The organism is Streptomyces angustmyceticus (genome assembly GCF_040701845.1).
GTDB classification, from domain to species: Bacteria; Actinomycetota; Actinomycetes; order Streptomycetales; family Streptomycetaceae; genus Streptomyces; species Streptomyces angustmyceticus_A.
In genome coordinates, this window is record NZ_JBFBHQ010000003.1 from 315,427 (window position 1) to 328,653 (window position 13,227).

At 68.7% G+C, this 13,227-nt stretch carries 13 protein-coding genes; 5 read left to right on the forward strand and 8 right to left on the reverse strand.

Translation table 11 applies throughout. The features are described from left to right. Positions 1–19 precede the first annotated feature (19 nt). From AB0411_RS08785 to pknB, 3 genes are all read left to right on the forward strand, one after another. The gene (locus tag AB0411_RS08785) at positions 20–1,402 is read left to right on the forward strand and encodes an FtsW/RodA/SpoVE family cell cycle protein (protein ID WP_086718446.1); all 1,383 of its coding nucleotides are present in this window, start codon (positions 20–22) and stop codon (positions 1,400–1,402) included. Beyond that, positions 1,399–2,868 carry a peptidoglycan D,D-transpeptidase FtsI family protein gene (locus AB0411_RS08790; RefSeq protein ID WP_366416565.1) on the forward strand — a complete coding sequence of 490 codons (1,470 nt, stop codon included), beginning with the start codon at positions 1,399–1,401 and terminating at the stop codon, positions 2,866–2,868. The genes AB0411_RS08785 and AB0411_RS08790 overlap by 4 nt, the downstream gene beginning before the upstream one ends. 146 nt (positions 2,869–3,014) lie before the next feature. Further along, a complete protein-coding gene (gene pknB / locus AB0411_RS08795) occupies positions 3,015–4,997 on the forward strand; it encodes a Stk1 family PASTA domain-containing Ser/Thr kinase (protein WP_366416566.1) in 1,983 nt (660 codons plus the stop codon). Between the two features lie 150 nt (positions 4,998–5,147). Here pknB and AB0411_RS08800 read toward each other — a convergent pair whose 3' ends face one another. From AB0411_RS08800 to AB0411_RS08825, 6 genes are all read right to left on the reverse strand, one after another. Then, the gene (locus tag AB0411_RS08800; RefSeq protein ID WP_366416567.1) at positions 5,148–5,888 is read right to left on the reverse strand and encodes a class E sortase; all 741 of its coding nucleotides are present in this window, start codon (positions 5,886–5,888) and stop codon (positions 5,148–5,150) included. Between the two features lie 25 nt (positions 5,889–5,913). Beyond that, complete coding sequence (locus AB0411_RS08805) at positions 5,914–7,377, reverse strand: class E sortase (RefSeq protein ID WP_366416568.1); 1,464 nt, start codon at positions 7,375–7,377, stop codon at positions 5,914–5,916. After that, positions 7,374–8,030 (reverse strand): aminodeoxychorismate/anthranilate synthase component II, encoded by a 657-nt coding sequence (locus AB0411_RS08810; protein WP_086718579.1) that lies wholly within the window; start codon positions 8,028–8,030, stop codon positions 7,374–7,376. Before AB0411_RS08810 ends, AB0411_RS08805 begins: the two co-directional genes overlap by 4 nt. Further along, a complete protein-coding gene (locus tag AB0411_RS08815; protein WP_033266980.1) occupies positions 8,027–8,203 on the reverse strand; it encodes a hypothetical protein in 177 nt (58 codons plus the stop codon). The genes AB0411_RS08810 and AB0411_RS08815 overlap by 4 nt, the downstream gene beginning before the upstream one ends. A gap of 75 nt (positions 8,204–8,278) precedes the next feature. Further along, on the reverse strand, positions 8,279–9,019 hold the full coding sequence (locus AB0411_RS08820; protein ID WP_366416569.1) for a class E sortase: 741 nt from the start codon (positions 9,017–9,019) through the stop codon (positions 8,279–8,281). 37 nt (positions 9,020–9,056) lie between these two features. Continuing rightward, positions 9,057–9,827: a DUF881 domain-containing protein gene (locus tag AB0411_RS08825; RefSeq protein ID WP_366416570.1), complete on the reverse strand. Its 771-nt coding sequence runs from the start codon at positions 9,825–9,827 to the stop codon at positions 9,057–9,059. 183 nt (positions 9,828–10,010) lie between these two features. Between AB0411_RS08825 and crgA the strand changes: the two genes are divergently transcribed. Then, positions 10,011–10,265 carry a cell division protein CrgA gene (crgA, locus tag AB0411_RS08830; protein ID WP_086718576.1) on the forward strand — a complete coding sequence of 85 codons (255 nt, stop codon included), beginning with the start codon at positions 10,011–10,013 and terminating at the stop codon, positions 10,263–10,265. Between the two features lie 236 nt (positions 10,266–10,501). Here the strand turns inward: crgA and AB0411_RS08835 are convergent, their stop codons facing one another. Together AB0411_RS08835 and AB0411_RS08840 are read right to left on the reverse strand one after the other, a co-directional pair. Beyond that, positions 10,502–11,419 carry a rhomboid family intramembrane serine protease gene (locus tag AB0411_RS08835; protein ID WP_366416571.1) on the reverse strand — a complete coding sequence of 306 codons (918 nt, stop codon included), beginning with the start codon at positions 11,417–11,419 and terminating at the stop codon, positions 10,502–10,504. Positions 11,420–11,566: 147 nt separating this feature from the next. Then, the gene (locus tag AB0411_RS08840; protein WP_086718574.1) at positions 11,567–12,094 is read right to left on the reverse strand and encodes a peptidylprolyl isomerase; all 528 of its coding nucleotides are present in this window, start codon (positions 12,092–12,094) and stop codon (positions 11,567–11,569) included. A 389-nt stretch (positions 12,095–12,483) separates the two neighbouring features. Here AB0411_RS08840 and AB0411_RS08845 point away from each other — a divergent pair, with 389 nt between their 5' ends. Then, positions 12,484–13,197: a DUF5324 family protein gene (locus AB0411_RS08845; protein ID WP_366416572.1), complete on the forward strand. Its 714-nt coding sequence runs from the start codon at positions 12,484–12,486 to the stop codon at positions 13,195–13,197. The last annotated feature ends 30 nt before the right edge of the window (positions 13,198–13,227 follow it).

A 13,227-nucleotide genomic window follows, 5' to 3' on the forward strand; every position in this document is an offset into this window, starting at 1 on the left:
GTAGGGGGCCGGAGATTTCATGAGCAGCACCACCAACACCACCACCATTGGCACCATCGGGGCCCCGAGCCGCCGCAACACCGAGCTGGCGATGCTCGTCTTCGCGGTGCTGATTCCGGTGTTCGCGTACGTCAACGTCGGTCTGGCGAAGGACGGTTCGGTACCCGCCGGCGTGCTGGGCTACAGCCTCGGCCTGGGCCTGCTGGCCGGCGTCGCCCACCTCGTCGTCCGCAAGTGGGCGCCGTACGCCGATCCGCTGATGCTGCCCATCGCCACCCTGCTCAACGGGCTGGGACTGATCTTCATCTGGCGGCTGGACCAGGAGCCCTCGCTCGGCAAGGCGATGGCGCCCAACCAGCTGATGTGGTCGACCCTCGGTGTGGCCTTCTTCCTCGCCATCCTGATCTTCCTCAAGGACCACCGCGTCCTGCAGCGCTACACCTACATCTCGATGGTCGTCGCGCTGATCCTGCTGGTCGCGCCGGTGTTCTTCCCCGGCGTGAACGGCGCGAAGATCTGGATCACGATCCCGGGTCTCGGCTCGCTCCAGCCCGGTGAGTTCGCAAAGATCATCATCGCGATCTTCTTCGCCGGCTACCTGATGGTGAAGCGGGACGCGCTGGCGCTGGCCAGCCGCCGTTTCATGGGGCTCTACCTCCCGCGCGGCCGTGACCTCGGACCCATCCTCGTCATCTGGGCGCTCAGCCTGATGATCCTGGTCTTCGAGACCGACCTGGGCACCTCGCTGCTGTTCTTCGGCCTGTTCGTCGTGATGCTGTACGTGGCCACCGAGCGCACCAGCTGGATCGTGTTCGGTCTGCTGCTGAGCGCCGGCGGCGCGGTCGCGGTGGCGACGTTCGAGTCACACGTCCAGACGCGTGTGCACAACTGGCTCAACCCGCTGGAGCTGTCCAACGGCGGTGTCACCGAGACCGCCCAGGCCATGTACTCCTTCGGGTCCGGCGGCATCCTCGGATCCGGTCTGGGCCAGGGCTACTCCCGCCTCATCCTGGGCATCGCGCCGAAGAGCGACTACATCCTCGCCACGGTCGGCGAGGAGGTCGGGCTCGCCGGGTTGATGGCCATCCTGCTGCTGTACGGCCTGCTGATCGAGCGCGGTATCCGTACGGCGCTGGCCGCCCGTGACCCGTTCGGCAAGCTGCTGTCGATCGGCCTGTCCGGCGCCTTCGCGCTGCAGGTCTTCGTCGTCGCCGGTGGTGTGACGGGCCTGATCCCGCTGACGGGTATGACGATGCCGTTCCTCGCCCAGGGTGGCTCGTCCGTGATCGCCAACTGGGCACTGGTCGCGATCCTGCTCCGGATCAGCGACACCGCGCGCCGCCCGGCGCCGGCTCCCGCCCCGTCCACCGACGCCGAGATGACTCAGGTGGTCCGCCCGTGAACAAGCCCCTGCGCCGGGTCGCGATCTTCTGCGGCCTGCTCGTCCTCGCTCTGCTCGTCCGCGTCAACTGGGTGCAGTTCGTCCAGGGTGACGCGCTCAAGAACGACCCGCACAACCGCCGGGTCGCCATCGAGCGCTACAGCACCCCGCGCGGCAACATCATCGTCGACGGCAAGGCCATCACCGGCTCCACGACCACCGACAGCGGCGACTTCAAGTACAAGCGCACGTACAAGAACGGCAAGATGTGGGCGCCGGTCACCGGCTACGCCTCGCAGGCCTTCGACGCCAACCAGCTCGAGAAGCTCAACGACGGCATACTCAGCGGCACCGACGACAGGCTCTTCTTCAGCCGCACGGTCGACATGTTCACCGGCGGCAAGCAGAAGGGCGGCAACGTGGTGACGACCCTCGACGCCAAGGCCCAGAAGGCCGCCTACGACGGCCTCGGCACGCAGAAGGGCGCGGTCGCCGCGATCAACCCGGAGACCGGCGCGATCCTGGCCCTGGCCAGCACCCCGTCCTACGACCCGTCGACCTTCGCGGGCATGAGCAACAAGGACGCCGAGGCGTACAACGCGCTGCAGAAGAAGAGCGACCCGGACGAGCCGATGCTCAACCGGGCGCTGCGCCAGACCTACCCGCCCGGCTCCACCTTCAAGGTCGTCACGGCCTCGGCGGCGCTGGAGAACGGGCTGTACCACGACGTCAACGCCAAGACCGATTCGCCGCTGCCCTACACGCTCCCCGACACCTCGGGCCTCCCGCTGAAGAACGAGGGCAACATCCCCTGCGAGAACGCCACCCTGCGCGAGGCACTGCGCTGGTCGTGCAACACGGTGTTCGGCAAGATCAGCGCGGACCTCGGCAACAAGAAGATGAAGGCCGAGGCGGAGAAGTTCGGCTTCAACAACCCGGGGATCAACACTCCGGTCCGCGCCTCGGAGAGCATCTACCCCACGGACAACCGGCCGCAGAACGCCATGGCGGGCATCGGCCAGGCCTCCAACCGCGCCACGCCGCTGCAGATGGCCATGGTCGCCTCTGCGGTCGCCAACGGCGGCAAGCTGATGAAGCCGTACATGGTCGACCAGCTGGTCGCGCCGAACCTCAATGTCGTGCAGCAGCACACGCCGCAGGAGATGAGCCGGCCGCTCAGCGCGGAGAACGCGCAGAAGGTCCAGAGCATCATGGAGACCGTGGTCAAGGAGGGCACCGGAACCAGTGCCCAGATCCCGGGCGTCACAGTCGGCGGAAAGACCGGTACCGCGCAGCACGGCGAGAACAACAAGGACAACCCGTACGCCTGGTTCATCTCCTACGCGAAGACCGACAAGGGCACCCCCGTCGCCGTCGCCGTCGTCATTGAGGGATCCGACACTCTTCGCGACGACATCGCCGGCGGAAAGCTCGCAGCTCCGATCGCGAAGCGCGTCATGCAGGCGGTACTCGAAGGCGAGAAGTGACCCGGATCATGCCAATACCGGTCACGTATCAGGTTGCGGCTCCGGCCCGGTCCGCCACGGCGTGCCGGGTACGGTATGCCCGGACAGCACACCGCCGGACCACACACCGGTGCGGTCGGGACTGACGGAGAGGGCTGGAGAAGCTTATGGAAGAGCCGCGTCGCCTCGGCGGCCGGTACGAGCTGGGCTCGGTGCTCGGCCGCGGTGGCATGGCCGAGGTGTACCTCGCGCATGACACCCGCCTGGGCCGCACCGTAGCTGTGAAGACGCTGCGGGTGGACCTCGCCCGTGACCCGTCCTTCCAGGCCCGGTTCCGCCGTGAGGCCCAGTCGGCCGCCTCGCTGAACCATCCGTCGATCGTCGCGGTCTACGACACCGGCGAGGACTACGTCGACGGTGTCTCGATCCCGTACATCGTCATGGAGTACGTCGACGGCTCCACGCTGCGTGAGCTTCTGCACTCCGGAAGAAAGCTGCTGCCCGAGCGGTCGCTGGAGATGACCACCGGTGTCCTCCAGGCGCTGGAGTACTCCCACCGGGCCGGCATCGTCCACCGCGACATCAAGCCGGCCAACGTCATGCTGACGCGCACCGGCCAGGTCAAGGTCATGGACTTCGGCATCGCCCGCGCGATGGGTGATGCCGGGATGACCATGACGCAGACCGCCGCGGTCATCGGCACCGCCCAGTACCTCTCGCCCGAGCAGGCCAAGGGCGAGCAGGTCGACGCCCGCTCCGACCTGTACTCCACCGGCTGTCTGCTCTACGAGCTGCTCACCGTGCGGCCGCCGTTCGTCGGTGACTCACCGGTCGCGGTGGCCTACCAGCATGTCCGCGAGGAGCCGCAGAAGCCGAGCAACTTCGACCCCGAGATCACGCCGGAGATGGACGCCATCGTCCTCAAGGCGCTGGTCAAGGACCCGGACTACCGCTACCAGTCGGCCGACGAGATGCGGGCCGACATCGAGGCGGCACTGGACGGCCAGCCGGTCGCGGCGACCTCCGCCCTGGGCGCGGGCGGCTACGACCAGGACCAGCCGACCACCATGCTGCGGCCGCAGGACCCGGCCGGCCAGACCTCCATGCTCCCGCCGATGAACTCGGACGACGGGGGCTACGACGACCGCGGCGACCGGCGCCGTGGCGGCGGCCAGAAGAAGAGCAACACCTCGACGATCCTGCTGGTGCTGGCGGCCGTCCTCGTCCTGGTCGGTGCGATCTTCATCGGCAAGGCGATGTTCACCGGCCACAACAAGGGCGGCAAGATGCCCGTGCCCAACCTCGTCGGCAAGACCCTGAAGGAAGCCAAGGAGTTCGGCAGGAACGGCAGCTTCCAGGTCTCCGAGGGGGGCCGCAAGGCCTGCGACAACGTCAAGAAGGGCCAGGTCACCGAGCAGGACCCCAAGGCGGGCGGTGATATCAACAAGAATGACACGGTCAACGTGACCGTCTGCACCGGCGCCGTCAAGGTCACCGTTCCGGACGTGGAGGACCTTTCGTTCGACAATGCTGTCGACCGCCTCGAACGCAAGGGCTTCAAGAACGTCAAGAAGGTCTCTCAGGAGTCCGACCGGACGCCGGGCACCGTGCTCAAGCAGAGCCCCGCAGGCCAGAGCGAGGCAGCCAAGAGCACAGTGATCGTCCTCACCGTCGCGCAGGAGGCCCCCAAGCAGACCGTCCCCTCCGTCACGGGACAGGACTTCGAGACAGCCCAGCGGCAGTTGCAATCTCTGGGCTTCGAGGTCAGCAAGACCGAGCAGGAAGTCCCCGACCCGAACCAGGTCGGCAAGGTGCTCAAGCAGAGCCCCGACGGCAACACCCCGGCCAAGACGGGATCCACGGTCACCCTCACGGTCGGCAAGGCAGGGGCGCAGACACCGGTTCCGGGTGTGGTCGGCCAGACCCTGAAGGATGCGAAGAAGGCGCTTCAGCAGGCCGGCTTCACCAACCTCCAGCTCGCCGGGGGCAGTTCGCAGGAGGACAACGCCCGCGTCATCAGCCAGGACCCGCAGCCCAACACACCGTCCGATCCCAAGACCACCACGGTGACGCTGACCACCGTCGGCGGTGGGAACGGAGACGGTGGCGGCGGCGGCTTCATCGGCGGACCGTTCGGCGGAAAGAACTGACCGTCCGTACGACGAGCAGCACAGAGCCCCGGCACCCTTGAGGGTGCCGGGGCTTCTTCGTGCCTCTGCGTCCCGGGCGCCGGGAGGCAGGTCCCCCAGGGCCGGACGGGAGCTCGGACGAGTCCAGCCGGCCCGTCCCGTCCGGCCCGGCTAGCGGAGTTCCTTCGGGGGTGTGCGCTTCGCGTCGACCTTCTCGGTGCGCTCCAGCTCTCCCCAGACGATGTAGCGGTAGTTCGAGGTGTAGACCGGGGTGCAGGTCGTGAGGGTGATGAAGCGGCCCGCCTTGTGCTTGCCGGATTCCTTCGGGACCTCGTCGAGGACGTCCACGTTGAACTTCGAGGTCTCGGGAAGCGACGCGAACACCTTGTAGACGTACCAGGTGTCCTTGGTCTCGAAGACGATCGGGTCGCCGTCCTTGAGCTTGTCGATGTTGTGGAACTTCGCGCCGTGGCCGTCGCGGTGCGCGGCGAGGGTGAAGTTGCCCTTCTTGTCCTCCGGCAGCCCCGACTTGACCGGCTTGGTGTAGTAACCGGCCACGCCCTCGTTGAGGATCTCGGCGTCGGTGCCCTTCTTGACCAGCACCTCACCGTTGTCCATCGCCGGGACGTGCAGAAAGCCGATCCCGTCCTTGGTGTCCAGCTTCCCCGGCCCCTTGGGTCCGGTGCTCGCCCAGTGCTTGCGCACCTGGTCGCCCTGCTGGTGTGCCGCGCGGTCGGCGAGGACGTTGGTCCACCACAGCGAGTAGGCGACGAACAGGCCCAGGATCAGCCCGGCCGTGATCAGCAGCTCACCGATGACGCTGACGACGGCGGCGAGGGTCCTGCGCACGCGGCGCGGCTTGGGCGGCGGCGCGGACCGGTCGCATTTCTCGTCGGTTCCGGTTGCTGTCACCGCGTAGCACCCCTCTTATGTTCGCTCAGCCGGCGAGCGCATCCGGTTTGCCCTTGCTCCGCGGCCGCTCGTCGACCATCTTGCCCCAGACGATCATCCGAAAGGTACTGGTGAACTCCGGGGTACAGGTCGTCAGGGTGATGTAGCGGCCGGGCTTGGTGAAGCCCGAACCGGGCGGCACGGGGCCGATCACACTGGTGTTGCTCGGAGACGTCTGCGGGAGGATGCTCTCCATCTCGTAGGTGTAGTACGAGCTCTGCGTCTCGACGATGATCTTGTCGCCCTTGGTGAGCTTGTTGACGTAGCGGAACGGCTCGCCGTGCGTGTTGCGGTGCGCCGCCACCGCGAAGTTGCCCTTCTTGTCCCAGGGCATCGCGGTCTTGATCCCGCTGTTCTTGTCGTAGTGGCCGACCATGCCGTGGTCCAGCACGCGGTGCTTGTCGATGCCCTCGGCTATCGGCGCCTTCACATCCAGCTTGGGGATGTACATGATCCCGAAGCGCTCGCCGTCCGCGAGGTTCTTCTTCTCGCCACCGCCCTTGTCCCACTCGTGCTGCAGGTTGGTGGCGGCGCCGCCCGCCTCCTCTTCGGCCATCACATTCGTCCACCACAGCTGATAGGTGACGAACAGCAGCATCAGCACACCGAGGGTGATGAACACTTCGCCCAGGGCACGGCTGGCGATCAGGCTGGGGCTGTCCTTGGCGGCTCGCGCGGCCTGGCGGGCCTCCAGCCGGGACATGGGGGCGGAGGCCGCTTCCGAGGCCGTCGCAGCGGCCTCTGTGGCGGCGGCCGCACCGCTGTGGCGCCGGCGCCTGCCGCCCCGCTTGGCGGCCTCCTGAGCGGCCTTGCGCCGGGCCGCGCGGCCACCCGAGGACGGTTCCTCGGTTTCACGTGAAACCGAGGTGCCGGTTTCACGTGAAACGGTCTCACCATCGGGCTGCTCCGCCTGACGCAGCGCCATGGTCTCGTTGTCGTCCAGCCACGGAGTGGCGGCGGCCGGAGCGGGGCTCACGGCAGGAGCAGGGCTCACCCTCGGCGCGGGGCTCACACGCGGCGCGGGGGCGGGCGGTGCCGGCGTCTCCGGCGCGGCATAGGGCTGGGATATCGCCTCGGGCGCCGCGGGGCGGGAGTCGTGGCCGTGCGCCTGGCCGTAGCGGGGCGTCTCGGCGCCGTACGACTGCCGGTCCGGCCGGGATGCCGCTTCCGGCTCCAGGTGCGGGCGGAACCACGGGGAGCCCTGTCCCCCGCCTTCCTGGGCCGCCTTGCCCCGCCGCCGACCCCGGCCCGGCTGCCCGTACGCAGCGGGCGTGGATGCCGGCGGCGCCTGGCCCGGCAGCGGATCGTTCAGCGGGTCGTCGAGCTGCTCCACCGCCGCCTCGAACGCATCGGGGTACCCGTACGGATCCTTTTCCTGCGGTCCGTGCGACTGCTGCGAGTCGTCCGGCTCGTAGGATCTCCCCTCCCGCCCGGGGCGTAGGTCGGTCACGCGCCGGCCTTGCCGACCACCGGGGCCAGCCCCGTGGAGCGCTCCACCGCCCTCTCGTCGCCGCATTCGACGAGCCAGTTGGCCAGCATCCGGTGCCCCCACTCCGTCAGTACCGATTCGGGGTGGAACTGCACGCCCTCGACGGGAAGTTCACGGTGCCGCAGCCCCATCACGATCCGCCCGCCGGGGACCTCGTCGGCCTCCGTCCAGGAGGTGACGATCAGTTCGTCGGGGACGGTGTCCGGTTCCACGGCCAGCGAGTGGTAGCGGGTGGCGGTGAACGGGGAGGGCAGGCCGGAGAAGACGCCGGCCCCCTCGTGGAGGACCGGCGAGGTCTTGCCGTGCAGCAGCTCGGGCGCCCGGTCCACCACGCCGCCGTACGCCACCGCCATCGACTGCATGCCCAGGCACACGCCGAAGACCGGGACGCCGGTGTCCGCGCAGTGCCGCACCATGTCGACGCAGACACCGGCCTGCTCGGGGGTGCCGGGGCCGGGCGACAGCAGCACACCGTCGAAGCCGTCCTGGGCGTGCCGCGGCGCGACCTCGTCGTTGCGCAGCACCTCGCATTCAGCGCCCAGTTGATAGAGGTACTGCACGAGGTTGAAGACGAAGCTGTCGTAGTTGTCGACAACGAGAATCCGTGCGGTCATCGGACGGCTGCCATTCCTTGGTCGACAGTGACGTCATTGAAGGGGAGCAACGGCTCCGCCCACGGAAAGACGTACTGGAAGAGTACGAAGACGACCGCCAGCACGAGCACCAGGGAAATCAGCGCCTTCACCCATGTGTTGCCCGGCAGATGCCGCCAGATCCAGCCGTACATGCTGTCGCTGTCCCCTTGCCGATGACGATGACGGTTGCGAGACCAGAGTAAGGGGCGAGGGCGGGCCCAGGTGGGTCAGCCGGTCAAAGCCGATGGCCGTCCCTGTGCCACCGGTTGGGTGGAATCCAGGTGTGCCCAGGCGATCAGCCGGTGACTGTGGCCCCATTCCGGCTCGCAGGTGGTCAGCGTGAGATAGCGGCCGGGGCCGTTGAACCCGGACTTCCGCGGTACGGGGTCGATCACCCCGATGTCGCCGGGCAGCGTCGTATAGGGCCGGTTGTCGATGCGGTAGGTGAACCAGGTCGCGCCGTCGGTCAGCACCACGGCGTCACCGGGGCGCAGCCGGGGGAAGTCCTTGAAGGGGTCGCCGTAGGTGCGGCGGTGGCCGGCCACGGAGAAGTTGCCGGTCTCCCCCAGGTGCGCGGTGCGGTCGTAGTGGCCCAGGCCGCGCTGGAGGACGCCGGTCGTGGTGCCCTCGAGCACCGGCTTGGCCCAGTCGGCGCCCAGCCGCGGGATGTGCATGACGGCGAAGGACGCTCCCGCGGTGTAGGGGCGGGGCCGTGCATCGCGGGTGGGTCCGCGGCCGGGGGCCCGCTTCCCGTCCGGGGGCGGGGTGCCGCCCGGGCCAGTGGTCTCGCCCGTGGCCCACTGGTGCCGGAGCTTGCCGATCTCGCCGTCCATGGCGCTGTCGGCCCGTACCCCGGTCCAGAAGAGGAGGTAGACCACGAACAGCACGATCAGTGCACCGACGGTGAGGCAGGTCTCGCTGAGCGTGCGCACGGTCCAGCGCACCGCCGTCCGGCCCCGCAGCGTCATCCGGCCCCGCCCCTCCCGCCGCCCCGCGGCGCGCGGACTACGGCTTCACAGGCTGTGCGTAGTGCAGATCCACTGTGCCGGAGTAGCCGGGAAGAGTCACCGCCTCGTGCTGGTCGACTTTCCATCCCAGGCCGTAGGCGTTCACGTACTGGAGGTAGTTCTGGATGGCGGGGGAGGCGGTCAGCGCATTGGTGAGGGCCTCGCGGTCGCCGACGGCGGTGACCTTGTACGGCGGGGAGTAGACCCGGCCCTGGAGGATCAGGGTGTTGCCGACGCAGCGCACCGCGCTGGTGGAGATCAGCCGCTGGTCCATGACCTTGATGCCCTTGGCGCCCCCGTGCCACAGGGCGTTCACCACGGCCTGGAGGTCCTGCTGGTGGATGACCAGGTCGTTGGGCTGCGGCTGGGGCACGCCGGGGATCTTGGCGGTGGCGTTCGGCGGGGCGTCGGTCAGGGTGACCGTCAGGCCCTGGCCCTTCAGCGGCTTGGTGCCGGCGTTCTTCTCCAGCGCCCTGACCTTGGCTTCCTCGGCCTTGGAGCTGCCGTTGTCGCGCCGTGCGAGGGAGTCGACCTCCTGCCGCAGGAGGGCGTTGCGGTCGTCCTGGGAGCCGTTCTTGTGGCTGCGCTCCTGGATCAGGTCGGACAGCCGCAGCATCGAGTCGTCGGAGCGCAGATTCGTGCCCCGCGCGGTGTCGAAGCTCAACCAGAACAACAGGCCGGCGAGCGCGAATACGATGAGGGTGAGAAACCGCACGGGCCGAAGGCGGGACCGAGTGGGGCTGTCGGGGGAGTCAGCGGAATTGCTCAACGTACCCTTACTCCTTACGGCGCCGCGGAAGCACTACGCTAACGGACGCCCGGGAAAAGGAATCCGCTCCCCACCGCGTCCGTGCCCCCGGCACACACCACGTACCTCCCCCGCGGATGGGGGCACCGCCCGCTCGCGCCGACCCGAGAGCGGGGGAGCAGCGCATCGACAGGAGAGTTCCTCGTGCCGAAGTCACGGATCCGCAAGAAGGACGACTTCACGCCGCCGCCGGCGAAGACCACCAACCTGAAGATGAACTCAGGTCGCGGTTGGGTGGCGCCCCTGATGCTGGCGATGTTCCTCATCGGGCTGGTGTGGATCGTGATGTTCTACGTGTCCGAGGGCGATCTGCCGATCGCGGCCATGGGCAACTGGAACATCGTGTGCGGCTTCGGGTTCATCGCGGTGGGCTTCGGCGTATCCACCCAGTGGAAGTAGCGCAAGCCCTGCCCAAGGCCATCCACACGGTTATCCACAGCCGGGGAAAACTTCAGAAGATCTGTGGATAACCTTCCGGAGGTTGACGCCGGTGTGATCGGCGGCCCTGTCTCCCGGCCTGCGTCTCCCCGCATCCTTACTGGGGAAACGCAGGTCAGGACGGCCCGGAGCGGACGTCCCGCACAGCTTGCACAAGATCGGCCACGTACTGTGGACAACGTGCCGGAACAGGCCCCTCAGCCCAGCAGCTGAAGGGTCCGTACCCACACCACCGCGACGATCGCGAGCCCCGCGACCGCACAGGTCGCGACGTGCACCAGAGTTCGGCGGTCACGCGGCGCGTGCACCATTCCGAACGCCACCGCGGCGCCCACCACCAGGCCGCCGACATGGGCCTGCCAGGAGATGTTCGGCCACAGGAACGTGAAGGCCAGGTTGAGGCCGAGCAGGATCAGCACCGGCTTCATGTCGTAGTTCATCCGCCGCAGCAGCACCGCGGTCGCACCGAGCAGCCCGAAGATCGCGCCGGACGCACCCAGCGAAGGCTGGTTCTGCGCGGCGAGGAGGTACGACAGGGCGCTGCCGCCCAGACCGGCGAGCAGGTAGAGCGCGATGTACCGCAGCCGGCCGAGCGCTGCCTCCAGCGGAGGCCCCAGCCACCACAGCGAGAGCATGTTGAACGCGAAGTGGGCGATCTGCTGGTGCAGGAACATCGCGGTCAGCAGGCGGTACCACTCGCCCTCCGCGACCCCGACCAGCTGGAACCGGCTCGGGTCCGCGGCCAGCCCCACCAGGTCGAGCCGGCCGATCAGCGGGCTCGTGCCGCCGCCGGTCGCCCATACGGCGAGGAAGACGGCGGCGTTCAGCCCCAGCAGGATCTTGGTGACCAGCCGTGGGTCGGCGGCGATGGTGCCGCCCGCGAGGGTGCGCGGCGTCGTCGCGTGCGGCGCATGGCCGGTGCCGCTGCCGCCGCGCACACAGGTCTGGCACTGGAAGCCGACCGACGCGCTGACCATGCAGTCCGGGCATATCGGCTTCTCACAGCGGGTGCAGCGGATGCCGGTCGGACGGTCCGGGTGGCGATAGCAGCCGGGCAGACCGTCGTCACCCTGCGCGTCCTGCGGCGTGTGCGGGCTGCCTGGCACCTGGTCCATCGTCCCCTCGTCCTCTTCTCCGTCCGGGCGCGTCGGCGCTTCACCTCGCCCGGCCGTCCCGATTCCGGACGAGCTCACGCCCCGCCTGATGTACGACCGGGCGGGGCGTAATGGTTCCCCGGACCCGGCCGGGGCGCAAGACGCGGCTCAGCGGGTCTCGACGACCACCGACTCGATGACGACGTCCTGGACGGGACGGTCGGTGCGCGGGTTGGTCTGGGTGCCGGCGATGGCGTCGACGACCTTCTTGCCGGCCTCGTTGCTGACCTCGCCGAAGATGGTGTGCTTGCCGGTCAGCCACGCCGTCGCGCCGACGGTGATGAAGAACTGCGAGCCGTTGGTGCCCGGACCGGCGTTGGCCATGGCCAGCAGGTACGGCTTGTTGAAGGCCAGGTCGGGGTGGAACTCGTCCGCGAACTCGTAGCCGGGGCCACCGGTGCCGTTGCCCAGCGGGTCGCCGCCCTGGATCATGAAACCGCTGATCACCCGGTGGAAGACGGTGCCGTCGTACAGCCGGTCCGTGGACTTCTTGCCGGTCGCCGGGTGGGTCCACTCCCGCTCACCGTTGGCGAGCTCGACGAAGTTCTTGACCGTCTTGGGTGCATGGTTCGGCAGGAGCCGAATCTCGATGTCGCCCTGGTTCGTCTTCAGGGTGGCGTAGAGCTGCTCAGCCACGATCAACCTTCCATAAGTCTTCACTGACGGTTCCCGATCCTCGCATGGAAGGGCCCTCCCATGGCTCGACCACGGAGCCGTGCCGAGCTGCGCGCGGCGTTTCGCCGGCGCCCCGCCACGGCCGCTCATCGGGCCTTCGGCCGCGTCGCGCGCGCCGTCCGCCCCTCAGCTCGTGGTGGCTTTCGTACTGATTTCCTGCGCCTGAAAGGGGAAATCGTGGCATTGTCGTTCACAAGGCTCCGGAAGGTCCGCAATGACCCGGTTGCCCGCTCGCACATGCCGTACCAGGCATGAGCGGGCATGATCTTCAAACGGGTGGACAGGCGATAGAGCAAGACACGGGGGACCAGCCCCCAAGCCCCGGACACGCCACCGAGGAGGAGGATCCCGTGACCCGCAAGGACAGCGTGCGCGCCGCGACCGGTACGGCCAAGGACAGCGTGCGGCACGCCGCGGAGGTGGTGGCTCCATATGCCGGTACGGCCAAGGACGCCGCCGTGCACTTCGCTCACGAGGCCCGGACGCGCGCGGCTCCCAAGGTGGCGGAGGCCGCCCACCAGGCACGTACGCAGTACGACACCCATCTGCACCCGCGCATCGAGCACGCCCGTGGCACGCTGCCGCCCAAGGTGGACGCGGCGGCCACCCGTGCGGCCTGCCGGACCCGTAAGGCGGCCCGCCAGGCGGCCGACTACACGGCACCGAGACTGGAGAACGCGGTGACCCATGCGCGCGCCGCGGCCGAACCGGTGCGCGAGGAGGCCCTCGCCCGCGGCACCGCGGCCCTCGCCGCCCTCCGCGGCCAGGTGACGGCCGCCGAGATCGCCAAGCTCCAGAAGAAGCACAGCCGGCGGGCCAAGTGCGGCAAGCTCGCCAAGCGCCTTGCCGTGCTGGGCATCCTGGCCGGCGGTGCGGTCGCCGCATGGAAGTGGTGGGACAAGCAGGCCAACCCGGACTGGCTGGTCGAGCCGCCCGCGCCCACCGAGGTCAGCGACCGCGGACGGCTGAGCGCGGTCGACGGCAGCGACGGCGCTTCCCTCGACCCCGAGGTCCAGGCCAAGCAGACCGAGGCCGACGACCACGGCGGCGGCACCACGGCCTGACCGCGGACCCAGGCGTTCCACGGGCCGTGT

What these genes read in the sequence shown, in the direction of transcription:
- AB0411_RS08785 (WP_086718446.1), top strand. Translation starts at nt 20, where the DNA reads ATGAGCAGCACCACCAACACCACCACCATTGGCACCATCGGGGCCCCG.
- AB0411_RS08835 (WP_366416571.1), bottom strand. Translation starts at nt 11,419, where the DNA reads ATGGACCAGGTGCCAGGCAGCCCGCACACGCCGCAGGACGCGCAGGGT.
- AB0411_RS08815 (WP_033266980.1), bottom strand. Translation starts at nt 8,203, where the DNA reads ATGTACGGCTGGATCTGGCGGCATCTGCCGGGCAACACATGGGTGAAG.
- AB0411_RS08820 (WP_366416569.1), bottom strand. Translation starts at nt 9,019, where the DNA reads ATGACGCTGCGGGGCCGGACGGCGGTGCGCTGGACCGTGCGCACGCTC.
- AB0411_RS08810 (WP_086718579.1), bottom strand. Translation starts at nt 8,030, where the DNA reads ATGACCGCACGGATTCTCGTTGTCGACAACTACGACAGCTTCGTCTTC.
- pknB (WP_366416566.1), top strand. Translation starts at nt 3,015, where the DNA reads ATGGAAGAGCCGCGTCGCCTCGGCGGCCGGTACGAGCTGGGCTCGGTG.